The organism is Kitasatospora sp. NPDC053308, from assembly GCF_055585785.1.
In genome coordinates this window covers 65,767-90,221 of the sequence record NZ_JBVJJY010000013.1, presented here as the reverse complement: position 1 = coordinate 90,221, position 24,455 = coordinate 65,767, and the positions used below count along the sequence as shown (strand labels likewise).

Here is a 24,455-nt window from a genome sequence, read left to right as displayed (position 1 = left end):
GGGAGCGTTGTCGCTGTCGACGGCTCGACTGTCCGAGCCGCGCACTACGATCCCCCGGTGACCGATGACGAGATCGTCGAAGCCTGCCGGAGGATCGCCCGGGACCGGCACGCTCCCCCACCCGCCCCGCACGAGGCCGTGGCCGAGGCGGAACGCGTCATCGGATTCGCCTTCCCACCGCTCCTGCGGCGTCTGTACACCGAGGTGTCCAACGGCGGCTTCGGCACCCTGGACGGAGTGCTGCCGGTCGACGTGGGGCAGCGGGACGAGCACGTCGCGGAGTCCTACGAGCACGGACCCGACCCCACCGGCGGGGTACCGGACGGCGTGGTGCCTCTCTACGACTGGGGCTGCGCGATGTGGTCGCTGATCGACTTCCGCGAGCCGGACGGTGCGATGTGGTCCGCCTCGGACGGGGACTGCCGACCGCTGGGGATCGGCCTCAACCAGTGGCTGGCGGCCGCGATGGCCGGCGAGCTGCGGTTCGCCTGACCCGGGGGCTTGCCTCCGGGCGGCGAGTGGACTCGGGGGCAGAAACGTTGACCGGGCCGGCCCGTCAGACCACCAGACGTGCCCAGTCCGACAGGAGAACGAAGTCCTCCGCCGTCAGCCCGGTCTTCGGATCGACGCGGTGGAGGAGCGCCGGACCTGGTGGTGGGCCCGGCCCCAGTCGCGGTCCGCGTCCGTGATCAGGTCGTCGACCCAGGCGAACGGGCGGCCCTGTGCCCACTCCACGATCGCCGGGGTCTTCCAGAACACGCCGCCGCCGGGCTGCGGACGCGGATCGGGCCACGTGATGACCGGCAGCGTCGGCAGTCCGAGGACGGGTGAGAGGAAGGTGTTGGCCTCCTCCTCCCACGTCGTCGCCCACACCAGGTCGAAGGGCAGGGCGGCGAGAGCCGGACCATGCGCCGGGTTGAGCCAGACCCGCAGCGGCTTCGGCGCCTTGTGGGCCAGGCCCCACTCCCGGAGCCTGCGGCGTTCGGCCGCCTCCCACCGCGGTGTCATCAGCCGGTGCGTCTCGTAGCCCTCGGGACGGCGGTACGGCTTCGCCGCGTTCGGGTTCAGCGGTCCGTCCACGTCCACCAACAGCATCGGCCGCACCAGGTCACCCCCCGAAGATCGTTCCCGTACCGTACCGGCTGTTCAGCGGCGGACCCAGCGGTTTTCCGGCCCGTAGCCGTCGGCGACCGAGCGAAGGTGCGACCCGCCCAGCACACGGCGTCGGACTCCCAGTGTTGCTGTTCCCTGGGGCCAACTCCCCCGCCTCGCGGATCGTGAACGGTCTCCAGCCGGACGATTTTCCGCGGAAAATTCGGTGGCCCCGGACGGCCGACCGGGGTGGGAGCGGTCCCTGATCGAGTGCCACTGGAGGCGGACCACTCCGCGGTTCGTGCCACCGAACCGCGACCGCCCCGGTCAGACCGGTTCCGGGCCGGTCGAGGGCTTCGTGCCGCCGGACGGCTCCCGGGATTCGCAGTGCCGGGGGCCGAACCGCTCACCGATGTTGTTCCACATGAAGCGGTCCCGCCAGCCCGGCTTCGCACCGGCCCAGCCGAGCAGCGCCCCGAGGACCTTCTCCTGAGAGATCGTCAGCGTCTGGTAGTGCAGCTCGACCACACCGTCCCTGTACTCGAGCTGGAAGACGTTGTCCTCGCGGAGCCGGACCTGGATGTACCGATCTCCGGGCCGCTCCTCCTCCACCCGCTCGAGGATCAGGTGGGCGTTCCCCCGCCCCAGGTCGGCCAGCATCCTTTCGATGGCCGGCGTGGACGGGCGCTTCACCAGGTGGCCGCGCTCGTCAGTCGCAATCAGCATGGCCGAACGATCCAGCACGGCGCTGACACCGCTCGGCGAGATCCCGATCAGGGCTGGCGGCGCCGATGGCACCAACCGGGCCGCAGTCCGCCTTCCGTGGCAGTCCGGTACGGACCGGGGGCACAGGACGAACCCGTGGGCTCCCGAGGGGGAGTCGGGCTCCTCTCCCCTGGGCCCGTGCGTCCCGCCCCTTGAATGAGCCTTGACCGGTGCGGACCCGCAGCCCAGGTCTTCGGCTCGAAGCCCTCCTGGCATCCTGGCCGCATGGACGCTGACGCCCTGACTCCGGTCCACCTCGACATGGTGATGGAGGGGTTGGCACTGAACCCCGCCCTTCCGGCTTCCATGGTCCGGCGACTGTTCGCATGGCGGCAGGGCTACGGGAAAGTGGCGAGCCGGCCGGACCTGACCGACGACATGATCGCCGAGATCATCGCGATCGACGATCCCTGGCTCCTGCACAGCCTGGCGCTCAACGACCGCCTGCCGGACCGGTTCCGCATCCGTCTGGCCGCGCACCGGGACAGCGCGGTGCGGTCCGCGCTCGCTATGCGCGCCGCGACCGCGCCGCGGGAGATGCTGGAGCAGCTCCTCGACGATCCGGATCCCCGGGTCCGCGCGTACCTGGCCCAAAGCCATCACACGCCGTCCGACCTCCGGGCCCGCCTCGCCGTCGACTCCGACGCCAAGGTCCGAGCCGCGCTGGCGAAGTACTGGACACAGGCGCCCGAAGCCGTCCGCAGGAGCCTGCTGACCGATCCCGAAGCTGAGGTCCGCGCCGCGGCCTGTTCCACCTCCTTCGCGCACCGGCCGCATCCGATACCGCCCTCGGACCTGCTGCCGGCCCTGCTGTCCGATCCCGTGACTCGGGCGGGGGCGGTGGTCCACGCCGTTCTCGACACAGACACGCTCCAGCGGCTCGTCGCAGACCCGGACAGCGACGTACGCGCCGAACTCGCCCGGCACCCCGGCTTGCCGCCGTCGGTCCGCGAGGTCCTGGCCGTCGATCCGGCCTTGAGTGTCCGGGTGAAGGTCTTCGCCCGACCCGACACGCCGGAGCCCCTGCGCGCACAGATCCACGCCTCGGTCCACGAAATCTCGCGTTCGATGCCCGATCCGGCCCCTGAAGCCGACGACGGGACAGTCCTTCAGCGGTATCGGAACGCCTTCGCACCCACGGAACTGCGGATCCTGCGCCTGCCATGGGTGACGGCCGATCCGCTGCCGCACATCGACTCGCCCTATGTCAGCTTCCGAGTCTCGGCGGCTGCCGGCAGAACCCTTCCCCTCGACGCAGTGGCCCGACTGCTCGAGGATGAGGAGGAGATCGTCCGCCTCACCATGGCCCACACCGCCCCGCACCTGGTCGACCCCAAGACCGCCGAAAGCATCGAGCGCCGCTACCGCCCTCGGCGGGTCACGTTCTGGTGGGACAAGGCGGAGGTCCTGACGTTCCCGCCGGCAACCCTGCGCCGTTTCGCCACCGACCCCGAGTCCCGGCTCCGCTCGTTCGCGCCCCGCGACCCGGACCTGCCCCCGGACCTCGCCGAGAAGCTTGCCGCCGACCCCGACGACCGCGTCCGCCACGCGGTCGCGGCCCACCGAAACCTCCCGCTCTCCTCCCTGCACCGCCTCATCGCCGACTCCTCGGAGCGCGTCGCGGAGGCCGCCAGCGCCTCGCCGTTCCTTCCCGCTGAGTGCATGGAGCACCTGCTCACCCAGGCGGGCCTTTAGCTAGTGGCACGACGGACGTAGCGACCGTGTGGACGTACTGATGCCGGCCGTCCGCCAGACTGATCCGATGATCTCCTCTCCCCTCACCGAGGCCCGGCTGCGCGGCGCGGCCGCCAACCCGGCCGCGCCCTCCGAGGTGTTGCTGCGGTTGCTCGCACCGCAGGGCCGGGCGGCATGGGCCGTACTGTGCGGGCAGCGGGCGCTACCGGCCGAGGTGGTCGAGGCGGTACTCGCGCATCCGGACCGGGTGGTGCGGCGGCACTTCGCCCGCAACCGGTACGCGGCGCCCGAGGAGCGCGGGCGGCTGGCGCGCGACCCGCACGCCATGGTGCGCGCCGCCCTCGCGGGCGGACCGAGGCCCCTCTGGCCCGGGGCGGTCGCGCCGCTGCCGGACGCCGCGCTGGAGGCGCTGCTGACGGCCCGGGACGAGGACTTCCCCGACGGGCAGTTGCTCACGACGGCCGAGGTCGCCTCGGAGCCGGCCGGCTCCGGGCAGATCCCGCCGGCCTTCCGCCGCCGGATGGCCACCCACCCCGACCCCGAACTGCGGCGCCAGGCCGGCCCGCCCTGGATCTGGCTGACGCCCGAGCAGCGCGCCGCCCTGCTCGCCGACCCGGACCCGGCCGCCGCCGACGAGGCACGCGAGCGCAGCCTCGTGCTCGACCCGGCCGTCATGGAGGCCCGCCTCCCGGAGAAGACATCTCAGGGAGCTAGGGCGTCAAGCGGTACCCCGAGTTGACCGTGCGGCGTGCGGACTTTTGACCGCCTGTCGGTGATGGGGTTTAGGGTGCGGTGCCGTGGACGCTGCTGATCTTGATCGTCAGGCCAGGACTCGGTCCGGCTGTATCCCACCTCCGCTGGTCGCCCAGCTTCTTGAACGTGGCCACGAACGAGAGGTGAAATCACAGGCCGGCCTGGGCGAGTGGTTCTGCGCACGGGCGTGGGCCCAACTCCTTGATGAGCGCGGCCAGCGGGACGACGCGCTGGAGGTCCTCGCTCCGTACGTCGCCACCGGATGGTGGCCGGCTGCCCGGGCCCAGGCGGAGCTGTTGGAGAGCTGGGGGCGGGCGCAGGAGGCGATTGCACTGAGTCGCCCATACGCGGCGGCCGGGGGACAGGCGCTTGAGTTCCTCGCGCGCTTGCTGGCCCGTAACGGCAGTGCCTCGGAGGCGTTCGAGCTGTTGAGCACCGGAATCGAGGACTGGGTCCTCGCCACCGCCTTGGTCGATGTCGCCGATGTCGCCGGCCTGGACGAAGACGCCGCCCTCCTGCTGTCCGACCGCATCCCGGCCGATCACCGCTGCGATTCCCCGTGGTGCTGCCGCAGCGGCCTGGACGCCGACACCGCACTCGGCCTGCTCGCCAAAATCCGGGAGCGTCAAGGCCGGACAGACGAGGCGATCGCCCTGCTGCGCACCCGGCATGTCACCTCCGTCAACGGCCGGGACCAGCTCGCCGATCTGCTGGCTAGACACGGCCGGCTCGACGAACTGCGCGAGTACGCGGCGTCCGACGACCACGGGCACGCCACGCAGCGCCTGGCAGAGGTATTGGAGGAGCGAGGCAACGTCGAAGGCGCGGTCGCGCTCTACCGGCAGGCAGACGGTGCCGCAGCTGACGATCCGAACGCTGCGTACGAGCTCGCGCAGCTCCTGGTCCGACACGGCCGCGGTGACGAGGCGATCGACGTGATGCGTGCCCAGGCCGACACCCGCCCCGGCGAGGACTGGATCCTCCACACCCTGGCCGACCTCTGCCTTGACCAAGGCCGTCCTCACGACGGCCTGGCCCACCTCGACGACCTGAAGGCCAGCCGCGGCGGCGAGGAAGAGTGGGACCTGTTCTGGATCCGCCTGCCGCTGATCGCCGCCAGCGCCGGGGCCGACGCGGCGGTCGAGCAGGCACGGGCTCATCCCGAGGGCGACACCTCGTACGCCGTCGGTCACATCGCCAGGGTGCTGCACGGCGCCGGGCGCACGGAAGAGGCCGTCGTCCTCCTTGACAGGCACATCTCGGCCAACCGCACGGACCTGGCCGGCTACCTCATCGACCTCGGCCGCATCGACGACGCCGTGGCACTCCTCCAGCAGCACGACCCCCGTCCTCCCGCCCGATGGAGCGGCCCTTGGTGCAGCGAGCCTCCATTCTGACGTTGCTCCGCATCTCCATCCGTGGCTACGCCGCCGCTGCGGCAGGTTCCTGTGAGACGTGGAAGGCGAGCTGTTCGTCGAACGGCTGGCGCTTCTGAAGGCAGTGGAAGAGCTGGCCCAGCACGCGGTTGAGGAGGTTGCGCTGGGCGGCGGCGTGCCAACCGCCGTGGTCGCGTCGGCGGCGGTAGTGGGCGTTGGTGCCAGGCGAGGCCCGGAGGGATGAGAGAGCCCAAAGGAATCCTGCGTGCATGAGCCGGTCGTTCTTCACCATGCGCCGGCCCACGTAGCTCTTCTTGCCGGAGGCACGGGTGATGGGCGCTGATCCGGCGTAGGCCTTGAGGCCGCGGGCGTCGGCGAAGCGGGTCCGGTCGTCACCGATCTCTGCCATGACCCGGGCGGCGAGCTGAACGCCGAGACCGGGGAAACTGAGATAGATCTCGGCGTCCGGGTGCTCACGGAAGGCAGCCTCGACCGCCTCGGCGAGATCGTCACCGGACCGTGGCGGGACACGTGTGAGCCTGGCCCTCGATCCCGCAGTCGTCGGAGCCGGCTTCGCCTTTCCCTCGGACCTGTCGGCCTGAATCTCCGCGACCTGGATTGTCACGTCCCGCCGGACGTGACCGGCCCACGTCAGCGCTCTTCGGATTTTCCGCGGAAAATTCCCGCTACGCCGGATCGTGGACGACTCCGCGATCCGGGCCGGTGCGGCATTCCAGTGGGGCCGTCGGGCTCCGCCCGGCGCGGGGCCACAGTCGACCGAATTTTCCGCGGAAAATCGGAGCCCGAAGACGAAGGGTTTGTCGGCTCGGCTGATCGGAGTCCGGGCCGTCAAGCCGTGTCGGCAGCAGGTTGTCACGATGAGCGACTTCCCCGGCCCGGCGGCGTAGCGTTCGACGCGGACGAACTGGATGTGCCTGTTGGGCGGAGGCGTGGCGGCCGGAGAAGGTCGCGCAGCACTTGGACGGAGTCGGTGCGACGTCATGCGTCGCGGCGGGCTGGGCACTGGACCAGACGCGTCCGCACGGCGAGTTCGAGATCGCCGTTCCGGCGGCGGCGTTCCGGATCTCCGGGAAAGCTTTCTCGACTACGTCTTCGACGCGTTGGGTTCGGCAGTGGTCTGGCCGGCAGCCGAAGCTGAAGGCCTGGCCGCCACGCATCAGACCTCGGCGCGCGACCCGGCAAGCGGCCGGCTCCTCTTCGATGTCTTCCGCGAGCCGCACCAAGGCGGCACCTGGACCTACCGACGGGGCGAGAGGCGCCCCGGCTGCCGTACGACACGATCATCGAGCGGACAGTCGACCGGATCCCGTGCCTGGCGCCGGAGCTGGTGCTGCCGTTCAAGCCGAGGCGGCCCCGGCCCAAGGACCAGCCGGACTTCGACGGTGTGCTGCCCCTACGGGGCCGGGAACGGCGGAACCTCCTTGGTGACTGGCTGACGCGCGTGCACCCCGGACATCCGTGGCTGGCGGAGCTCGCGGGGTCGTACGAGGGCACGGGGCTACTCCCGAGTCCATCCCGGCGGGCTCGGAATTTTCCGCAGAAAACTCTCGGCGGGGATCACGGTCAGTCCCGGCGGACCCGCGTCGGCACCGAGAGGTCTGCCAGGTGCTCCGGCTTGCCCTCGAAGTCCACAGCTGTGTCGTCGAGGTAGTGAGCGCACTCCGCGTGCGCCTCGATGGTGAAGAAGCCGCTCCGGTCGTAGTAGTCGACGAAGACGGTGTCGGAGACGCCGCCAGGACCGACGGTCGGGGGAGTCAGCTTCAGTTGGATGTCGCCATGGAGGTCACGGAAGCCGACCGTCCAGCCCTGCCCGGTCAGGGATCCGTCGGCCCGGTCCATCGCCTCGGCGGCCTGTTGGTGCGTGAGCCCGGTGAGCGTGAAGCCCGCGCTGACCGCGGCCGTGCGGGGCTCGTGCGGAGGGGTGTCCTCCAGGTTGTCGACGAAGTGGGCGAGGCCCCGCCGGTGGCAGTCGTAGACGTCGGCCTGCACCCCGAGGCTGTGCCGTAGATCGAGCGACAGCCCGTCGGGCAGGCCGAGCGCGTCGTAGACGGCCAGCGTCCGGTCGTTCAGATGCTCGGCGGTGGCGGCCGGATCGGCCGCCGGGAACGGGTCCCCCTCCCAGGCTCCGGTGACCCTCACCCCGCCGACCGCCGTCGCACCCACCACCACGAAGCCCGCGAGCGCGAGCGCCGCCCCGCGTCCCCGACCACCCTGCCGAAAGCCGATTCCCATGGTTCGTATCGTGGCCGGGGTGGTCCGGCCTCTTCCTGAGTACCCGTACTCAACTCGGCGTCCTGTACTCAACGCTTCGCCTTCCGCCCACTCCCCCCGCCTGCTTCCTCGCTGGCTTCGGTACCGGTACGGCGGCGATGGCGTCCGGAAAGGATCTGGAATGCCGACGCGCGGACCGGCCAGTCGATCGTGTCCACCTCTCCGGGTGCTCTTCCGCCGTGGACTTCAGGCGCTGACTGGCACTTCCATAGGCACGGGGCGGGATCCTACGCGGGCGGTGAGCGGTGGTCTGACGTCCGGGCCGGCGGGCGCAGGTTGCGCGCCGCGGACGATTTTCCGCAGAAAATTCCACGCACCCGGGTGGTTGCCCAGGTGTGTTCCCGTGAGATCGATGGGGCGACGATGTCGCCGACGGCTCGTTGCGTGGCTTACGGCGGCACGAAATTTTCTGCGGAAAATTTCCGAGTCCGGACGACGGACGATCCTGCGGCGGCGGGGGAGCGGCATGGCGCGCAGGGGGCAGCTGGGTCGGCCGATGTTCCGCCGATGTCCCGGCGGCCGGCCGACGATGCCGGCTCTCAGGTGACGGGACGGATGTCAGTGCCCTCGGGCATGCTCGATCCCTTCCGTCATCGATCAGGGGGTTCACAGATGCCGATCCATATCGCCAGCCGGCGCCGCTCGACGGCGTCACTGACCGACGCCTTCCCTGGCGCCGTGACCTCCAAAGGACCGGACCCGTGGGTGCGGCTGAGCCCGTTCTATCCGCACGGAGGCATCCCGGTCCCCTTCAGCGAGGGAGTGACCAGCCAGTCCGTCGAAGGGATCTGGCAAGCCCTCAAGGTCTTCCAGGACGCCGACGTCGACCCCACGAGGCTTGAGATCACCACGATGCGAGGGCTGAAGCGGACGGTGCGCCGACACGGACCGGTCCAGGGCCACCGGGCCGGCCTGGACGGCGACCGGCTCCTGGCCTACGAGACGGCTCGGCGCCGGATCTACTTGCCGTCCTATCGGTGGATCCTTGAGCACCGCGTCGCCGACCTGGTCGAGCTGATCCGGGCCAAGGACGACGTCGTGCTCCTCGACTACACCACCAACGGGGACGTCGCCGACCCCGCTCGCCCGCTCTCGCACGCGGCGCTCATTCAGCGGCACGTGGAGGGACGCTGGCCCCGTGAGGACGAGCTCGGGGAGTCCGGCGGGACTGCTGATCGGATGCCATGAGTGCCCCTGGGGCGCGGGGAGGCGGCTGACGGGCAGGGACCCGCAGATGTCGAGCCGAGGCCGGGGGAGGCCTGCTCGCTGATTTTCTGCGGAAAATTCCTGAGGTCGCCGGTGACGGCGCGGGGCCGGAGTCCATCCACCGGCGGCCTCGCGCCGTGCCACCCGAATCAGCGCCGTCTCGAATTTTCCGCGGAAAATCTCGCGCGTCCGGTGCGGGAACGCGTCGGCCGGTCCCCGGCCCGGAGACCGGAAGCTCAGGTCTCAGACGTCGCGGCGCCAACGATCACCGACGAAGCGGGTCAGCGCGCGTTCCAGCTCGGGCGGCATCAGCTCGGTGGAACCCAGCTCCCAGACCCGGACCCAGCCGCGCGCATCGGTGAGGTGCCGAGGGGTGGCCAGCCCGGACACCGGCTTCATCACCAGACAGTAGGAGACGTTCACACTGGGAGCGCCGTCCTCCGCGTTCCGGCTGAACCGGATCCGCCGCACCTGGACCTCTGTCACCTGGTCCCATCGCAGCCGCAGTCGACGGCCACCGTTGAGCTGCACGCCCTCGCCGTCGATGCGCAGCCGCGTCGCAACCACCCGCAAAGCCAGTCCGCCCAGGACGAGGACACCGATTCCGGCCAGCAGCAGAGGCCACCAGCGCAGCAGCAGGAGCCGGCTCTGGTGCAGATCGGCACGGAACTCCGGCCCCGAAGCCATCGGGGAGACCACCAGAAGGAAGACGGCGGTCAGCGCCGACAGGTCGGATGCCAGCGCCCGCAGGGCCCTGACGGTGCTCACGCTGCTCCTGAGGACCACCTCGCGTGGAGCCTCGGGGCTGTCGGCCGTCCCGCCTGGTGCCGCACCCGCGAGCCTGTCCCTGAGCGCGGCGTGCCGGAACTGGTAGACCGTGCCGACCTGCCGGAGCACGCCCAGCCGGCGCCCCTCCTCGAGGAAGCCGAGGACATCCCGTGGCAGACGTCGCCGTCCCGCCAGGTAGAGGCGTGTGGCGTACCAGCGGCCCCATCGGCTGAGAGCCACCAGCACCGCGGCCGAGCACGACCAGGCGATGGCGAGCCCGCCGGTGATGAGCAGCGGATCACCGTAGAGCCAGTGGAAGAACGCCATGGACGTCCCCGCGACGGCCGGAGCGACCACCACGGCCTCGACCCGGGCGATCCTGCGTTCGCCGCGCAGCAGCTGTGTCGGTCCGGTCGCCAGATCGGACTCGGACGAGCGGGTCAGCAGCACACCGGACAGCAGGGGGAGGACGAAGACGCACAGGTACGCCGCTGTGCTGCCGGGCAGGGACACACCGACTGCCGCCGTGGCCAGCGCGGCCGTCGCCAGGAGGACCGGTCCGCTGGTACCGGGCGCCGGCTGCCGCGGTCGGTCGTCGAAGCCGGCGAACAGGTGCCTCGTCAGCACTCGTCCGAACGCCGTGGTGATGATGGCGACCGAGGCGACGGCACCGAGTGCCTGGCCCACGCCCGAGATCCCGAGTCCGGGCCGTGGGGGAGGGGCTCCGAAGAAGGCGGCGAGCCCTGCGAACGCGTAGCTCGCCGATGTGCCGCAGACTGCCACTGCGACGATGACGACGGCGCCCCAGACACCCGGTTCGGTCAGCCGGCTCCGCAGCTGCCACCACGCGATGGTGTGGGTGCGCCGGCGGTGGAGCTCGGCCGCGAGGAAGCGGCAGTACCCGGGTGCCCTGGTGGGCCTCCAGCGGCGCACCACTGGACCGGGCAGGTCGGACGGCCGTGGTCCCAGTGCGCAGACGGCGGGGACCAATCCGTCCACCAGGTGTCCCTCGACGTCGAGCCGCGTGGGAAGCCGCTCCGTGTCGAGCAGCTCACGCGGATCGGCTTCCTGCGGTGTGTAGACCGCCGCCGCGAGCGCCAGCATCAGGGGCGAGGAGAGGGCTTGGGCGACCGGGCTCTCGGGATCGTTCTCCAACGCCTCGAAGACCGGCTTCCAGGACTCGAGGCGTTCTTGATCGCAGGATCGGGCGAGATAGCTCCTCCCGGCCTCGGGCGGAACCGGCAGGACGCGTAGCACCGGAACACGCCTCAGGAGGGGGACCTTCGTGACGGCACGCTGATAGGCCTCCGGTCGGGAGGTCAGGACCAGAGTCTCCCCGGTGTCGAACAACAGGCTCAGCGCTTTCGCCGCGTCCTGACGGGCGAGCGGCGGTAGCTCGTCGAAGCCGTCCAGGACCGGCACGATCCGGCGTCCGCGGACCAGCGATCTCACCGAGCCGGGGTCGAGACCTTCGACGTGCTCCCTGTAGTCCTCGCACACCCGCTTGATGACCCAGTCCCAGAAGTGCACCTCCGGGTCCCAGTCCGACAGTGACAGGATGACGGGGACGTTCTCCACGGAGGCCCGTTTACCCTCCCCCAGCAGTTCGAGGACGAGCAGGACGGCGATGGAGGACTTACCTGCCCCGGGCGGCCCGGTGATCACCAGTTGATGCGGCGAGAGCGCCTTGGCACGCGTGACCAGAGCGTCGAGCCCGACCGACTCGGCCCGTACCCCGTCGGGCCCGTCTTCGTGCCCCTGCTCCAGCTCCCACGCAAGCGCCAGCGGAACCTGCACCTGCCCCCGCAGACCACGGACGTTGGCCTCCTCCCGCCACTGGTCCTGGACCACACTGGCCAGCCCGTCCAGCAGATCGATCTCGGCTGCGGCGGCGGTGGAGCGTGGGAGGAAGGAGGAGCCGATGTGGATGGTGCCGACGCTGTCTGCCTGGATCAGGTTCCGGACCGAACCGCTGTTGCTGTTGTGTACCTCACCAGTCATCTCGACATGCTGTCAGGCGGGGCGGGCATGTGGAGGGGCTTCCGGCGGGCTGGCTGGAGCGCACCTGCGGCTGACGGAGTGTGACGGGGGAGGAGGTCTTCACTGGAACGCGAGTTCTGCTAATCGACGGTCTGTGTTTCACGCCTCTTGACATAAAAGACACTCATAAACCTCTTCTAGACATGCTGCGGTCAGGACACGCGTTGCGACGAAGTCGATCATGGGAATGAGCGCAGCCTGACCTAGCGAGGTCCGGATCTCCCGGTGCGGCTGACCCCCGCGGGTGCGGGGAGGACCCGGCCGTGTCTGCGGCGACGTCGTCGGCCTTCGGCTGACCCCCGCAGGTTCGGGGAGGACGGCGCGAAGAGCTCGGCCTGTCCATGGCACAGCGGCTGACCCCCGCGGGTGCGGGGAGGACAGGCGGCCGCACCCCCGGCGGATCCGCCGGCTCGGCTGACCCCCGCGGGTGCGGGGAGGACTCCAGGCCGAACCCGGCCGTGCCAGCGCCGTCCGGCTGACCCCCGCGGGTGCGGGGAGGACAGATCCGCCCCGGCCTCGATGGCGGCGCGCATCGGCTGACCCCCGCGGGTGCGGGGAGGGCGGACCAGGTCAACGCGGTGTCGTCGTTCGCGTCGGCTGACCCCCGCGGGTGCGGGGAGGACGGCACCGGCCGCACCTGAAGGCGGACAAGCACCGGCTGACCCCGCGGGTGCGGGGAGGACAAGCGCAGCCCGGGCGGCAGCCAGTTCGTCCACGGCTGACCCCGCGGGTGCGGGGAGGACTCTCGCTCACTCGCAGTCCCCCACTCCGTTGTCGGCTGACCCCCGCGGGTGCGGGGAGGACTTGCTGGCACCCGGTGTCGTTCTGCGTAGACACGGCTGACCCCCGCGGGTGCGGGGAGGACTCGGCGGTCACCTGGTCGAGCCACTGCCGTGCCGGCTGACCCCCGCGGGTGCGGGGAGGACGAGGCGGTGCGCATGAGGAACAGGACGCCGACCGGCTGACCCCCGCAGGTGCGGGGAGGACGATCTTCTGGGGGATTCGGGTCACGTGGGTTCCGGCTGACCCCCGCGGGTGCGGGGAGGACCCGATCTGGATCGCCAGCGCACCCGCGCTCGCCGGCTGACCCCCGCGGGTGCGGGAGGACGCCACCTTCAGGACTTGGACCTGAGGCTCGCTGGGCTGACCCCCGCGGGTGCGGGGAGGACCCGCCGCCGCGGTTGGCGAACGCGGCGACGTCCGGCTGACCCCCGCGGGTGCGGGGAGGACCCGCCGCCGCGGTTGGCGAACGCGGCGACGTCCGGCTGACCCCCGCGGGTGCGGGGAGGACCGCGCCGCCCGGAAGCTCATCGCCTTGAGTGACGGCTGACCCCCGCGGGTGCGGGGAGGACGAGGCCGCCGCCGCCCGGGTCGCGGGCAAGCACGGCTGACCCCCACGGGTGCGGGGAGGACAGGACGACGGCCAGCGCGAGCCAGCCGGCCACTGGCTGACCCCCGCGGGTGCGGGGAGGACCGCTCAAGGGCTGCAAGCGAGGCGACGGACAGCGGCTGACCCCCGCGGGTGCGGGGAGGACCTGGCGGGAGCTGCCTGCGGCGCGGTGGCCGACGGCTGACCCCCGCGGGTGCGGGGAGGACGTCAGAGACGAAACCGAGTCGACGCGGTACACCGGCTGACCCCCGCGGGTGCGGGGAGGACGGGCCGAGCGTGACGGCCGCATCCGGGCGGAGCGGCTGACCCCCGCGGGTGCGGGGAGGACGACCAGCGGTGGTACAGGACGTCCTCCAGGTCCGGCTGACCCCCGCGGGTGCGGGGAGGACCCGTTGTAGCCGTACCAGCGGCACAGGAACTCGGGCTGACCCCCGCGGGTGCGGGGAGGACTCGGTCCCGCGCTCCCGCTGGCACTGCTCCCGCGGCTGACCCCCGCGGGTGCGGGGAGGACGGTTCGGGTTGGCCTGCTGCACACGGCTGATGCGGCTGACCCCCGCGGGTGCGGGGAGGACGTAGAACCGACCGCCGCCGCTGTAGCGCTTCGCGGCTGACCCCCGCGGGTGCGGGGAGGACCGCGCGGTGAAGCACAGTGGGGCGGGAGGCCGACGGCTGACCCCCGCGGGTGCGGGGAGGACCATGCAGGTCTGGATTTTCAGGCGGGCTTGGTCGGCTGACCCCCGCGGGTGCGGGGAGGACCCGTACGGAAGAAGTCGGCGCCCCGCGGACCCCGGCTGACCCCCGCGGGTGCGGGGAGGACCGGTCGTCCACGGCGGGCGCGGTGAGGAGTTGCGGCTGACCCCCGCGGGTGCGGGGAGGACCCGGCGCCGAGGACGACGAGCTGACGTTCTGACGGCTGCCCCCCGCGGGTGCGGGGAGGACCGAAGCCGACAGCAATCTCACCAGCCTTGATGCGGCTGACCCCCGCGGGTGCGGGGAGGACGAGCCCGTACGCGGTGGCACGGGCCTGCGAGGCGGCTGACCCCCGCGGGTGCGGGGAGGACGACCAGCCGCGCGGTGTCGTCCGACTCGCCGTCGGCTGACCCCCGCGGGTGCGGGGAGGACTCCTCCCAGGTGTCGCCGTAGACGGTCTTGCGCGGCTGACCCCCGCGGGTGCGGGGAGGACTGGACCTCGCTCTACGCGAAGGCCACACGCCACGGCTGACCCCCGCGGGTGCGGGGAGGACGGATGGTGGTGGGGTCGGGGATTGCGGTGCCGTGGCTGACCCCCGCGGGTGCGGGGAGGACGTGTCCGCCGTGAGGCGGGGCCGGTCGGCGGGTGGCTGACCCCCGCGGGTGCGGGGAGGACACTTCGTGACCTGGAGCGTTGTGGAGGCTTTGCGATTTCTTGACCATGCGGGCGGTGAGTCTGATGCCCAGTATCGAGGCGTCGAGGAGCGCTCACATGATGCCATGGGCGCTGGGGGACAAGTGGCCGACCGGTGGCGATGGATGGTGGTTGTTCAGAGGCGCCCGGCTTGGGTCGCAGGGCGCCCTTTGCTATGCGGTGAGCGGGCAGGGGTCGGTGACAGGCGGCGGCCTCCCGCAGAGTAGGGAGTCAGCCTGATCGCGGATGCTCCCCGCTGTGATGCCGGACCCGCGAGTGGCCAAAAGCTCCAACGTAAAGGGTGGTTGGGCCTGGCTGGCGGTGTCTGAATCGTTACACGAAGTACCGCGCACGCATCCTCGGATGCCAGGGACCTCGGACGATGCGTCGAGGGTCCCCCAGCCAGGCCCTTGCCTGCCCTCGAATCCGGTGTGAGGGCCATGAGGATTGTCAGTGCTGGCTGATATGTCATCAGACATGAACGAAAGCAAGTCCGTTGACGGATTCGGGTCGGTCGATCCCGACTCCCGCCTGTGGGGCAAGAGTGCCGGCCTGCCCGGTCCCTACCCCGTGATCTGCCACCTTCTGGACACTGCCGCCGTCGCCGGCGCGTTGTGGGACGCGATCCTCAGTGAGCGTGTGCGGGCGCGGATCGCCGGGGCCATGGGTGTCAGCGAGGGCGAGGCCCGACAGATGGTGATGTTGTGGGCCGGGCTCCACGACGTCGGGAAGATCTCGCTGCACTTCCAGCGGCAGGTCACCGAGGAGTTCGCGAAGCTGGCGGGGGATCCGGCGTACGCGGAGGACAACCCGGCTGCCAAGCGCAGCGGGAATCTGAGGCACGAGACGGCCACGCACTGGGGGCTGGTCGAGTTCTTCAAGCAGTGCGGCTATCCGCTCCACAAGCCCGTCAGGAAGTCGCCGGCGCACCAGATCGCCCAGCTGCTCGGCGGTCATCACGGATGCTTCGCCGCCACGCTGCAGGTGAAGGAGATCAACAATCCGTCGGGCTACCAGCCGGCTCTCGGCACCGCCGCGGTCTGGCGGGAGCAGCGGCTGGCGCACGCCCACGCGGTCCGTCGGACGGTCGAGGCCGGCACGCCCCTGGAGTCCGTGCTGCCCGGTGAGCTGGCGGTGGTGGTCACCGGGCTGGTCGTGGTGGCCGACTGGCTGGCCAGCCAGGTCGACGTCATCGAGCCGCGGATGCCCGGGGAGGACTGGAAGACTGGAGACGCGGAGCTCGCCGAGCACTTCGAGGCGGCGGCCGAGGCCGCGCCGCAGTGGGTCCGGGACGCGGGCCTCGGGCGGGCGGCGTTCCCGGGCAGGCCCTTCACGCGGCAGTTCCCGTTTCCCCCGAACAAGCTCCAGGCCGACGTCGCGGAGCACCTGCCCGCCGTGGTGAAGGGGCCCGGCCTGCTTCTGGTCACCGCCCCGACCGGGGACGGCAAGACCGAGACCGCCCTGCACGCGGCCTCCGTGATCGCGCGGGCCTCAGGCGCTTCCGGCGTCTACTTCGCGCTGCCGACGATGGCCACGGCGGACGCGATGTTCACCAGGTTCCGCAGGTTCGCGGAGGACAACGTCGAGGGCGATCGCGCGCTCACGCTGCTGCACAGCATGGCCTGGTTGAGCCCGGACTACGCCCCGGGTGAGGGGGTGACGGACGGGCCGGCCGTTCTCGCGGACACCGAGGCCGGTCAGTGGCTGCGGACGGGGCGGCGGGGTCTGCTGGCGCCGCTCGCCAACGGCACGGTCGACCAGGCGCTCACCGGTGTCCTGCCGGTCCGCTACGGCTTCCTGCGGCTGTTCGGCCTGTCGAACAAGGTGCTGGTGGTGGACGAGGCGCACGCCTACGGCCCGTGGATGCACAGCCTGCTGGTGCGGCTGCTGGAGTGGCTCGGCGCGTTCGGCGCCCCGGTCGTGCTTCTGTCGGCGACCCTGACCGGCGAGGCGGCCTCGTCGCTCGTCGACGCCTACCGGCGCGGCGCGGGCTTCCGTGAGCCGTCCGCGGTGGAGCCCTGCTATCCGGGCTGGCTCTTCGTGGACGCGGGCAGCGGAGAGGTGTCCACGCCGCGCGAGGTCGGCAGCAGTCGCAGGCGGACCCTGCGTGTGGAGACCCGGAGGGTGCACTGGGACGTCCGTGACCAGGACGTCGTCAAGAGCCCGGACGTGCAGGGGCGCCGTGACGCCCTGCGCGAGATCCTCGAACCGGTCACCGCCGAGGGCGGCTGCGTCCTCGTCTGCTGCACCACCGTGGACGAGGCCCAGCGCACCTACCGCTACCTGGCGTCGGCCCTGCCCGAGCTCGCCGCGCGCGAGGGCGGTCTGCGGCTGCTCCACTCCCGCTACCCCGCCCACGAGCGCCAGCGCATCACCACCGCGTGCGAGGCCGCGTACGGGAAGCCCGCGAACGTCGCGGCGGCGGCCACCCCGCGCGAAGGCTCGATCCTGGTGGCCACCCAGATCGTCGAACAGTCCCTCGACCTGGACTTCGACCTGATCGTCTCGGACCTCGCCCCGCTGGCACAGCTCCTGCAGCGGGCCGGCCGCGGCAAGCGCCACGACCGCCCCAACCGTCCGGTCTGGACGGGCCCGCCCACCGAGCCGCGCATGATCGTGCTGGAGCCGACCGACGAGAAGGGACGCGTGGCCGCCCCCCGCTCCTGGGGCACCGTCTACGACGCGTCCCTGCTGCGCCGGACCAGCCTGCTGCTCGAAAGGCAGTCCGGCGGTGCGATCGAGGTCCCGGGAGACGTCCAGGAGCTCGTGGACGAGGTCTACGCAGACGACTTCGGGGCCGGCCTGGACAAGGCCGCCTCGGCGGAACTCGACCGGATGGACGCCGAGCGCATCGCCTCGGCTGCCGCCGAGGAGCAGCTGGCGGAGATCACCGTCATCCCCGCACCGTACGACGTGGTCGACGACCTCTCCCGACTCAGCGAGCGTGGCTTCGCCGTCTCGGACGATCTGCTGACCACCCGCCTCGGCGCGGACAGCGGCCGCGCCGTGTGCGTCTTCGAACGGGAGGACGGATGGAGCCTCGACCCCGACCGCGACGTCCCGCTGCCCAGGGCTGCGGCGAACCGGGACGAGATCGCGCTGATCATGCGGCACACCGTGCCGCTGCCCGGCCGCTGGCTCGCCGGCCGCACGGAGGAGAACGCCGTGCCGAAGGCGTGGGACGACAGGCCCTTGCTCGCGGGCCTGGCGCTGCTGCGCATGCGCCCTGACGGTGACCGGTGGACGGGCCGGCTGGGGGAGCGGCTGCTCATGTACTCGAACGTGGGAATTTCCGAGAACTAGCGTCATAGGCACCGCACTTGACGATACGTTGGCTACGCCGGTCCCAGAGAGGGTTGTCGCCCCTCCAGGGACCGGCGTGACCCCCGCTTGCGCGGGGACAGGTCTGCCGACACGGCCGTTTCCTAGGCACCGCACGGCTCACCCCCGGCTCATGCCCGGGGACCGGGCAGAGCCTACCCACCTTGTGATCACCCGTACCCGCACTCGCCTCGCCGGAGGCCGCATGCCGTCCGCACCCCCCGCCTACGACCTCCTCGACGAACCGTGGATCCCCGTCCGCTGGATCCCCCGTCAGGAGACGAACGACACGGTGGACTCCACCACGGCCCGTCCACCCGAAGTCGGCCTGCGCGAACTCCTCCTGCGCGCCCACGAGATCGCGCAGATCGCGGTCGCCGATCCGCCGGCGCTCTCCGCGCTGTACCGCGTCCTGTACGCGATCACCGCCCGGGTCGCGGAGCTCGACGAAGCCGGTCCGGGCGACTGGTCCACGCGCCGCGAGGATCTGGTCACCCGGGGAAGCCTCAGCGAAGAACAGGTCGCCCGCTACCTGACGCCGATCCGCAGCCGCTTCGACCTCTTCGACCCCGCGCGGCCCTTCCTGCAGGACCCGAGGCTCGCCGAGCAGTGCGACCCGGCGAACAGCGCCGGTGTCGACAAGCTCATCACCACCCGCCCCTCGGGCAACAACCACTCCTGGTTCCAGCACGTCAACAGCGCCGACCCTGAGCTGCCCACCCCCGACCAGGCCGTCCTGCACCTGCTCGTCTGGCACTACTACGGCCCCTCCGGACGCTGCTCCAGCCGTACCGTCGGCGGCGTCAAGGCGGCCAGCAGCAAGGCAGGACCCCTGCGAAGCACGCTCTCCTACCATCCGGAGGGCGAGACCCTGTTCGAGACCCTCCTGGCCGGCCTGCCCGAGCCAGGCAGGGACGTCTCCCGTGACAGTGACCAGTGCCCGTGGGAGCGGGACGAGCTGCCCGACCCCGTGGCCGCCCCGCCACCTCTGAAAGGCCCGTGCTCCGCGCTCACGGCCCGCTCCCAGCACGCGCTGCTGCTCGTGCCCGACGCCACCGGCCAGTACGTGCGGGACGCGTTCATCACCTGGGCGAACCAACACAAGATCTCCCGCGAGGGCGACCCGTACCTGATCTGGCAGACCAGCAAAGAGGGCAACCCCTACCCCCGTCCCGCCGACTCCCAGCGCGCGCTCTGGCGCGATCTGGACGCGCTGCTGCTCAAGAATCCCGCAGGCAGCACCCGACCGCGCCGCCCGGACGTGTTCCGCACCGCGCTGGAGGTCTCGGAGGACCTGAGGGTCCGTGCGCTGGGATTCGAGCAGGACGGACAGGCCAAGGACATCCAGTTCGTCGACGCGGCCACCCCGCCGGTACTCGGGCTCGCAGAGGACAACGAACCCGCGGTCGCGGTCGCGGTCGCGGTCGCGGTCGAGATCGGCCGCCTGCGCGTCCTGGGGGAGCGGTACGGCAACCGGCTCGACCGGGCCGTCAAGAAGGCCTGGGCCGACTTCACCACCGCCCCCAAGATCCGCGACTGCACCTGGGCCGTCGACGCCGCCGCCCGCTACTGGCCCGCCGCCGAGGCCGAGTTCTGGAAGCGCCTGAACACACGCGACTTCGACGGCGCCGCCGCGGCGTTCCGCATCCTCGCCGAGCAGGCCTACGACACCGTCACCTACGGCGCGCTCGGGACCATGCGCGGAGCCAAGGCCTGCACCACCGCCCGCCTCGAGCTGTACGGCGGGCCGGTGAAGCGCCCCGCCAAGACCGGCGCGGCCGGCACCACCGGCCGCGGCGACACCCGTACGGAGGACACATGAGCACGACCGGTACCATCCCCGGGCCCGCCAAACCGGCGGACGACGCGGTCACCCCGCCGAGGGAACCCTCCCTGATCCCCTCGCTGGCACGGGCACGCGCCTTCACCGCCAGGATCGACAAGCGCAGCCACGAGGACCCCGGCGTCCGCGCGGCCCTTCGCCGCGGCGTCGGCAAGGACCTGGACTCCGTACCCTTCATGCACCGCTACGTGGCCTCCTGGCTCACCGAGGAGCAGACCCGCAGCCGCGACGTCCAGCGCGCCTTCTACACCGTCGCCTCCCTGATCGCCGCGCAGCGCCGCGACCAGTACGCCGCCGCGAAGGCCGAGACCTCGAAGAAGAACGGGTCGAAGGACCAGCCGGCGGGCGAGGAGGCGACGGCCGCCGGGGCGGCACCGGCCGCGCCCGGCCACCCGGCGGACCGTCCGGAGGACGCGGAGGCCGCCACCGCCAAGCGGATCCCCCCGCGCAGCCTCGGCCACGCCTTCGCCGACGGCGTCATCAAGGGCGGCCAGGCGGGCGGTCTGCGCGAGACCTCGGCCGAGACCCGCCTCAATCTCCTGAGCCGGCAGAGCGTCGACGGCCTGCACCGCCACCTGCCCGGCGCGGTCCGCCAACTGCGCGGCAGCGATGTCGAGGTCGACTGGGCCCAGCTGCTCATCGACCTCTGCCAGTGGCGGCGCCGCTCCGGCACCGTCAAGCGCATCTGGCTCCAGGACTACCACCGGGCCCTGCAGAAAGACGGCGAGCGCCGGGCCCGCGAGCACGACGACGAGCAGAACGACGTGACGGACACCCCCGACGCCGGCACCCCCGACGCCCATGCCACGGACGGCGCCGCGCCCGAGGCCTGAGAGCCCCGACCCCGTACAGACCACCGCACACACCGACCCCCAGGAGCAGAGCATGCCCGGCCCCGACCGCACCACCGCCCGCTACCTCGACATCCACGTCGTCCAGAGCGTCCCGTTCGCCAACCTCAACCGCGACGACAACAACTCCGTCAAGACCGTCCGCTACGGCGACACCGAGCGCACCCGGGTCAGCAGCCAGTCCTGGAAGCGCGCCGTCCGCGAGTACTTCCAGGACAGCTTCGGCGAGCGGGCCCTGCGCACCCGCCGCATCGGGGCCCGCGTCACGCGCCTCCTCGAGGACCAGCACGGCTGGCCCGCCGAACTCGCCCAGCGCGCAGGCCAGCACGTCGCCGCCGGCAGCAGCATCAAGTTCGAGACGGCCAAGGACTCGCCCGTCATCACCACCAACGCCATGGTCTACGTGCCCGAGAGCGCCGTCGCCGAACTCGCCGCCCTCGCCGAGGAGCACCGCGCCGAACTCGAGAGCGCCAAGGACATCAAGAAGGCCGGAGACAAGAGCGTCCTGCCCAAGGAGGCCATCGACGCCGTCCTGCGCGGCCGCAACGGCGTCATCAACCTCTTCGGCCGCATGCTCGCCGAAGTCGACGACGCCGGCGTCGACGGCGCCGTGCAGGTCGCCCACGCCCTGACCACCCACGGCACCGACGTCGAACTCGACTACTTCTCCGCGGTCGACGACGTCACCTCCGCCTGGGGCGACACCACCGGCAGCGCCCACATGGGCCACGCCGAATTCAGCGCCGGCGTCTTCTACCGCTACGCCACCGTCGACCTCGCCGACCTGGCGACCAACCTCGGCGGCGACCGCGAAGCCGCCCGCGAACTCGCCGCCGGGTTCGCCGAGGCGTTCATCCTCTCCCTCCCCCGCGCGAAGAAGACCGCCACCGCCCCGCACACCATCCCCGACCTCGTCCACATCGCCGTCCGCAGCGACCGCCCGCTCTCCTACGCCGCCGCCTTCGAACAGCCCGTCGCCTCCCACGAGAGCGGCGGCTACGGCCCCGCCTCCCGCACGGCCCTGGCCCGCTATGCCACGGCCGCCCACAAGCTCCTCGGTGGCCGCGGCACCGTCACCGCCGCCTGGGCCAGCCTGGAGGACAAGGAACTCGAGGGCCTCGGCACCCGCGTCGACTCCTTCCCCCAGCTCATCGACACCGCCATCGACGCGGCCTTCACCACCGGCTCCACGTCCGCTTCCGTCACCGCCGGGGCCGGCGCATGAGCACCCCCACCGCCCCCACTCGAGGACTGCTGCTGCGCCTGGCCGCGCCACTGCAGTCCTGGGGCGAGACCGGCCGGTTCAACGAGCGCGACACCGCGCCGTTCCCCACCCGCTCCGGCGTCATCGGCCTGCTCGCCGCGGCCCTCGGCCGCAAACGGGGAGAGGACATCGACGACCTCGCCGCCCTCTCGCTGACCGTCCGCACCGACCGGGCGGGCGTCATCCTGCGCGACCTGCACACCGTCGGCGGCGGCCTACCCGCCGCCCGCACGGTCACCACCGCCGAGGGCAAGAAGCGCACCGGCGCCACCGCCACCCTGCTGTCCCACCGCTACTACCTCGCCGACGCCGCCTTCACCGCCGTCGTCACCGCGCCCCCCGAGCACCTCGACGAGTGGGCCCAGGCGCTGCGCGACCCGCACTGGCCCCCCTACCTGGGACGCCGCTCCTGCCCGCCCGAAGGCCCCCTCCTGCTCGGCCTGGTCGACGACCCGCTGCACCACCTCGTCCACCTGCCGCTCTCCCGGAGGGCCCGCGCGGGCAGCAGGACCGTCGACGTCGTCTTCCACGGCGACCAGCCGCTCGACCGCCTCGGCGACCACCCCCAGCCCGGGGACGACGACGGCAGCACCCCCGCCGGCGAGGTCACCGACGACCCCATCGACTTCCACCCACGGAGCCGGGCCTACCGCGCCCGCCCCCGCTACCAGCGCACCCTCACGCTGCCCGCCGACCGCTGCAAGGGCCTCGCCGCCGGCTACCTGACCGCCCTCGGCGACTACCTGACCCGGTACACCACCCGCCCGGAAAGCATCCCCGCATGACCCTCTGGCTCACCCGCATCGTCCCCGACCCGCGCAGCCGCGAGGCCCGCCGCGACACCGCCGGCGCCGTCGACCTGCACCACCGCATGATGTCGCTCTTCCCCGACCAGGTGGCCGACGAGGAACCACGCCGCCGCCTCGGCGTTCTCTTCCGCGCCGAATCGACGCCCGCCGGGGACCAGATCCTCCTCCAGAGCGCCGAGCGACCCGACCTCGAGCGCCTCCCCGCCGGCTACGGGCAGGCGGTGACCAAGGACCTCACCCCGCTCCTGGACGCCCTGCGCCCCGGTCTCCACATCCGCTACCGCATCGCCGCCAACCCCATCCGCAAGCCCAGCCGGGCCACCCGCGAGCTCTACCGGCTCAAAGCCGTCGTCCCCCTCCAAGGCGCGGCCGCCGACGAATGGTGGGCCCGCCAGGCCCAGTCCTCCGGCCTCGACCTCGGCACCCTCCACTCCAGCCCCCTCGAAGCCGCCAAGGGCAACCGCCGCAGCGACCAACGACCCATCAAGCACGACCGCGTCCTCTTCGAAGGAACCGCCGCCATCACCGACCCCGACCTCCTGCGCACCCGCCTCACCCACGGCATCGGCAAGGGCAAGGCCTACGGCTGCGGCCTGCTCAGCATCGCCCCCCACCGGGGGCCCCAGTGACCGCCCGCCGCCCCGACCCCGGCGGGGCCCGGCGCAAACTCGCCGCCCCCACCGTCGCCATGCTGCCCCGCATCGCCGACTCCCTCTCCTTCCTGTACCTCGACATCGTCCGCATCGTCCAGGACGACACCGGCGTCTGCGCCGAGGTCACCAGCCCCCACCGCGGCACCGAAACCGTCTATCTGCCCACCGCCGCCCTCAGCTGCGTCCTCCTCGGCCCCGGCACCTCCATCACCGCCCGCGCCCTGTCGACCCTCGCCCGCCACGGCACCACCGTCGTCATCGCCGGATCCGGCGGCGTCCGCTGCTACGCCGCCGCCGTCCCCGAGTCCCTCAGCACCACCTGGCTCGAACGCCAGGCCCGCGCCTGGGCGGACGACGCCACCCGTCTCGCCGTGGCCACCGCCATGTACGAGCAGCGCTTCGGCCGCGGCACCGCCCCGGCCGGCAGCGGCCTCACCCAGCTCCGAGGGCTGGAAGGCCAACGGGTCAAGGCCCACTACCGCCTCCTCGCCCAGCAGCACCGCATCGGCCGCTTCCGCCGCACCTACGACCCGAACGCCTGGGACACCCAGGACCCCGTCAACCAGGCCCTCTCCGCGGCCAACACCTGTCTCTACGGCATCGTCCACGCGGCCGTCCTCGCCCTCGGCTGCTCACCCGCCCTCGGCTTCGTCCACAGCGGCAACCAGCAGGCCTTCGTCTACGACATCGCCGACCTGTACAAGGCCGAACTGACCATCCCGCTCGCCTTCTCCCTCCACGCCTCCCCACAGCCCGAAGCCGACGCCCGCCGCGGCTTCCGCGACGGTCTGCGTCTGTTCCGCCTGTTGCCGCGCATCGTCACGGACATCCAGCGCCTCCTCGCCCCGGACCAGGACATCGCCCTCCCTGATCCGGAGGAGCAGCTCGTGGACCTGTGGGACCCGGTCTCCGGCCCCGTCCCGGGCGGGGTCAACTACGCCGGAGAGTAACTG

Annotated in this window: 15 protein-coding genes, 2 pseudogenes and 2 CRISPR repeat arrays; of the genes and pseudogenes, 12 read left to right on the top strand and 5 right to left on the bottom strand. The window is 71.9% G+C overall.

Annotated elements, in window-relative coordinates:
- Positions 1-57: 57 nt before the first annotated feature.
- Positions 58-492: an SMI1/KNR4 family protein gene (locus ACZ6Y7_RS26105; protein ID WP_465760360.1), complete on the top strand. Its 435-nt coding sequence runs from the start codon at positions 58-60 to the stop codon at positions 490-492.
- Between the two features lie 64 nt (positions 493-556).
- On the opposite strand, the pseudogene ACZ6Y7_RS26100 reads toward ACZ6Y7_RS26105, so the two are convergent.
- Positions 557-1,095 (bottom strand): annotated as a pseudogene (locus ACZ6Y7_RS26100) (HAD domain-containing protein).
- A gap of 324 nt (positions 1,096-1,419) precedes the next feature.
- Positions 1,420-1,818, bottom strand: coding sequence for a hypothetical protein (locus ACZ6Y7_RS26095; RefSeq protein WP_465760359.1), 399 nt, complete (start codon positions 1,816-1,818; stop codon positions 1,420-1,422).
- A gap of 264 nt (positions 1,819-2,082) precedes the next feature.
- On the opposite strand from ACZ6Y7_RS26095, the gene ACZ6Y7_RS26090 reads away from it, so the two are divergent.
- From ACZ6Y7_RS26090 to ACZ6Y7_RS26080, 3 genes are all read left to right on the top strand, one after another.
- Entirely contained in the window at positions 2,083-3,552 is a 1,470-nt protein-coding gene (locus ACZ6Y7_RS26090; RefSeq protein WP_465760358.1) for a hypothetical protein, read from the top strand.
- Between the two features lie 67 nt (positions 3,553-3,619).
- Positions 3,620-4,291 (top strand): hypothetical protein, encoded by a 672-nt coding sequence (locus ACZ6Y7_RS26085; RefSeq protein ID WP_465760357.1) that lies wholly within the window; start codon positions 3,620-3,622, stop codon positions 4,289-4,291.
- A 58-nt stretch (positions 4,292-4,349) separates the two neighbouring features.
- Positions 4,350-5,702, top strand: a complete 1,353-nt coding sequence (locus tag ACZ6Y7_RS26080; RefSeq protein WP_465760356.1) for a tetratricopeptide repeat protein — start codon at positions 4,350-4,352, stop codon at positions 5,700-5,702.
- A 25-nt stretch (positions 5,703-5,727) separates the two neighbouring features.
- Here ACZ6Y7_RS26080 and ACZ6Y7_RS26075 read toward each other — a convergent pair.
- Positions 5,728-6,198 (bottom strand): annotated as a pseudogene (locus ACZ6Y7_RS26075) (transposase); the annotation flags it as partial.
- Positions 6,199-7,265: 1,067 nt separating this feature from the next.
- A complete protein-coding gene (locus ACZ6Y7_RS26070; RefSeq protein WP_465760355.1) occupies positions 7,266-7,934 on the bottom strand; it encodes a hypothetical protein in 669 nt (222 codons plus the stop codon).
- A gap of 594 nt (positions 7,935-8,528) precedes the next feature.
- On the opposite strand from ACZ6Y7_RS26070, the gene ACZ6Y7_RS26065 reads away from it, so the two are divergent.
- Complete coding sequence (locus tag ACZ6Y7_RS26065) at positions 8,529-9,161, top strand: DUF6939 family protein (protein ID WP_465760447.1); 633 nt, start codon at positions 8,529-8,531, stop codon at positions 9,159-9,161.
- Positions 9,162-9,422: 261 nt separating this feature from the next.
- Here ACZ6Y7_RS26065 and ACZ6Y7_RS26060 read toward each other — a convergent pair whose 3' ends face one another.
- A complete protein-coding gene (locus tag ACZ6Y7_RS26060) occupies positions 9,423-11,948 on the bottom strand; it encodes an NACHT domain-containing protein (protein WP_465760354.1) in 2,526 nt (841 codons plus the stop codon).
- Between the two features lie 267 nt (positions 11,949-12,215).
- Positions 12,216-12,610: a CRISPR direct-repeat array (repeat unit 29 nt; unit sequence CGGCTGACCCCCGCGGGTGCGGGGAGGAC).
- A gap of 151 nt (positions 12,611-12,761) precedes the next feature.
- A CRISPR array of direct repeats spans positions 12,762-14,743; the repeat unit is 29 nt; unit sequence CGGCTGACCCCCGCGGGTGCGGGGAGGAC.
- Positions 14,744-15,238: 495 nt separating this feature from the next.
- Between ACZ6Y7_RS26060 and cas3 the strand changes: the two genes are divergently transcribed.
- The 7 genes from cas3 to cas1e all read left to right on the top strand — a co-directional run bounded on the left by cas3 (position 15,239) and on the right by cas1e (position 24,452).
- Positions 15,239-18,064 carry a CRISPR-associated helicase Cas3' gene (cas3, locus tag ACZ6Y7_RS26055; protein WP_465760353.1) on the top strand — a complete coding sequence of 942 codons (2,826 nt, stop codon included), beginning with the start codon at positions 15,239-15,241 and terminating at the stop codon, positions 18,062-18,064.
- Positions 18,065-18,287: 223 nt separating this feature from the next.
- Positions 18,288-19,904: a type I-E CRISPR-associated protein Cse1/CasA gene (gene casA / locus ACZ6Y7_RS26050; protein WP_465760352.1), complete on the top strand. Its 1,617-nt coding sequence runs from the start codon at positions 18,288-18,290 to the stop codon at positions 19,902-19,904.
- On the top strand, positions 19,901-20,758 hold the full coding sequence (gene casB, locus ACZ6Y7_RS26045) for a type I-E CRISPR-associated protein Cse2/CasB (protein WP_465760351.1): 858 nt from the start codon (positions 19,901-19,903) through the stop codon (positions 20,756-20,758). Before casA ends, casB begins: the two co-directional genes overlap by 4 nt.
- Before the next feature lie 52 nt (positions 20,759-20,810).
- Entirely contained in the window at positions 20,811-22,001 is a 1,191-nt protein-coding gene (gene cas7e, locus ACZ6Y7_RS26040) for a type I-E CRISPR-associated protein Cas7/Cse4/CasC (protein WP_465760350.1), read from the top strand.
- A complete protein-coding gene (cas5e, locus tag ACZ6Y7_RS26035; RefSeq protein WP_465760349.1) occupies positions 21,998-22,825 on the top strand; it encodes a type I-E CRISPR-associated protein Cas5/CasD in 828 nt (275 codons plus the stop codon). Before cas7e ends, cas5e begins: the two co-directional genes overlap by 4 nt.
- Positions 22,822-23,478 carry a type I-E CRISPR-associated protein Cas6/Cse3/CasE gene (gene cas6e, locus ACZ6Y7_RS26030; protein ID WP_465760348.1) on the top strand — a complete coding sequence of 219 codons (657 nt, stop codon included), beginning with the start codon at positions 22,822-22,824 and terminating at the stop codon, positions 23,476-23,478. The genes cas5e and cas6e overlap by 4 nt, the downstream gene beginning before the upstream one ends.
- A 59-nt stretch (positions 23,479-23,537) precedes the next feature.
- Positions 23,538-24,452: a type I-E CRISPR-associated endonuclease Cas1e gene (cas1e, locus tag ACZ6Y7_RS26025; RefSeq protein ID WP_465760446.1), complete on the top strand. Its 915-nt coding sequence runs from the start codon at positions 23,538-23,540 to the stop codon at positions 24,450-24,452.
- The last annotated feature ends 3 nt before the right edge of the window (positions 24,453-24,455 follow it).

Excerpts from the sequence above, each read along its gene's own strand:
- ACZ6Y7_RS26095 (WP_465760359.1), bottom strand. The coding sequence starts at position 1,818 with ATGCTGATTGCGACTGACGAGCGCGGCCACCTGGTGAAGCGCCCGTCC.
- ACZ6Y7_RS26090 (WP_465760358.1), top strand. The coding sequence starts at position 2,083 with ATGGACGCTGACGCCCTGACTCCGGTCCACCTCGACATGGTGATGGAG.
- ACZ6Y7_RS26085 (WP_465760357.1), top strand. The coding sequence starts at position 3,620 with ATGATCTCCTCTCCCCTCACCGAGGCCCGGCTGCGCGGCGCGGCCGCC.
- ACZ6Y7_RS26070 (WP_465760355.1), bottom strand. The coding sequence starts at position 7,934 with ATGGGAATCGGCTTTCGGCAGGGTGGTCGGGGACGCGGGGCGGCGCTC.
- ACZ6Y7_RS26065 (WP_465760447.1), top strand. The coding sequence starts at position 8,529 with ATGTCAGTGCCCTCGGGCATGCTCGATCCCTTCCGTCATCGATCAGGG.
- ACZ6Y7_RS26060 (WP_465760354.1), bottom strand. The coding sequence starts at position 11,948 with ATGACTGGTGAGGTACACAACAGCAACAGCGGTTCGGTCCGGAACCTG.
- cas3 (WP_465760353.1), top strand. The coding sequence starts at position 15,239 with ATGAACGAAAGCAAGTCCGTTGACGGATTCGGGTCGGTCGATCCCGAC.
- casA (WP_465760352.1), top strand. The coding sequence starts at position 18,288 with ATGCCGTCCGCACCCCCCGCCTACGACCTCCTCGACGAACCGTGGATC.
- casB (WP_465760351.1), top strand. The coding sequence starts at position 19,901 with ATGAGCACGACCGGTACCATCCCCGGGCCCGCCAAACCGGCGGACGAC.
- cas7e (WP_465760350.1), top strand. The coding sequence starts at position 20,811 with ATGCCCGGCCCCGACCGCACCACCGCCCGCTACCTCGACATCCACGTC.
- cas5e (WP_465760349.1), top strand. The coding sequence starts at position 21,998 with ATGAGCACCCCCACCGCCCCCACTCGAGGACTGCTGCTGCGCCTGGCC.
- cas6e (WP_465760348.1), top strand. The coding sequence starts at position 22,822 with ATGACCCTCTGGCTCACCCGCATCGTCCCCGACCCGCGCAGCCGCGAG.
- cas1e (WP_465760446.1), top strand. The coding sequence starts at position 23,538 with ATGCTGCCCCGCATCGCCGACTCCCTCTCCTTCCTGTACCTCGACATC.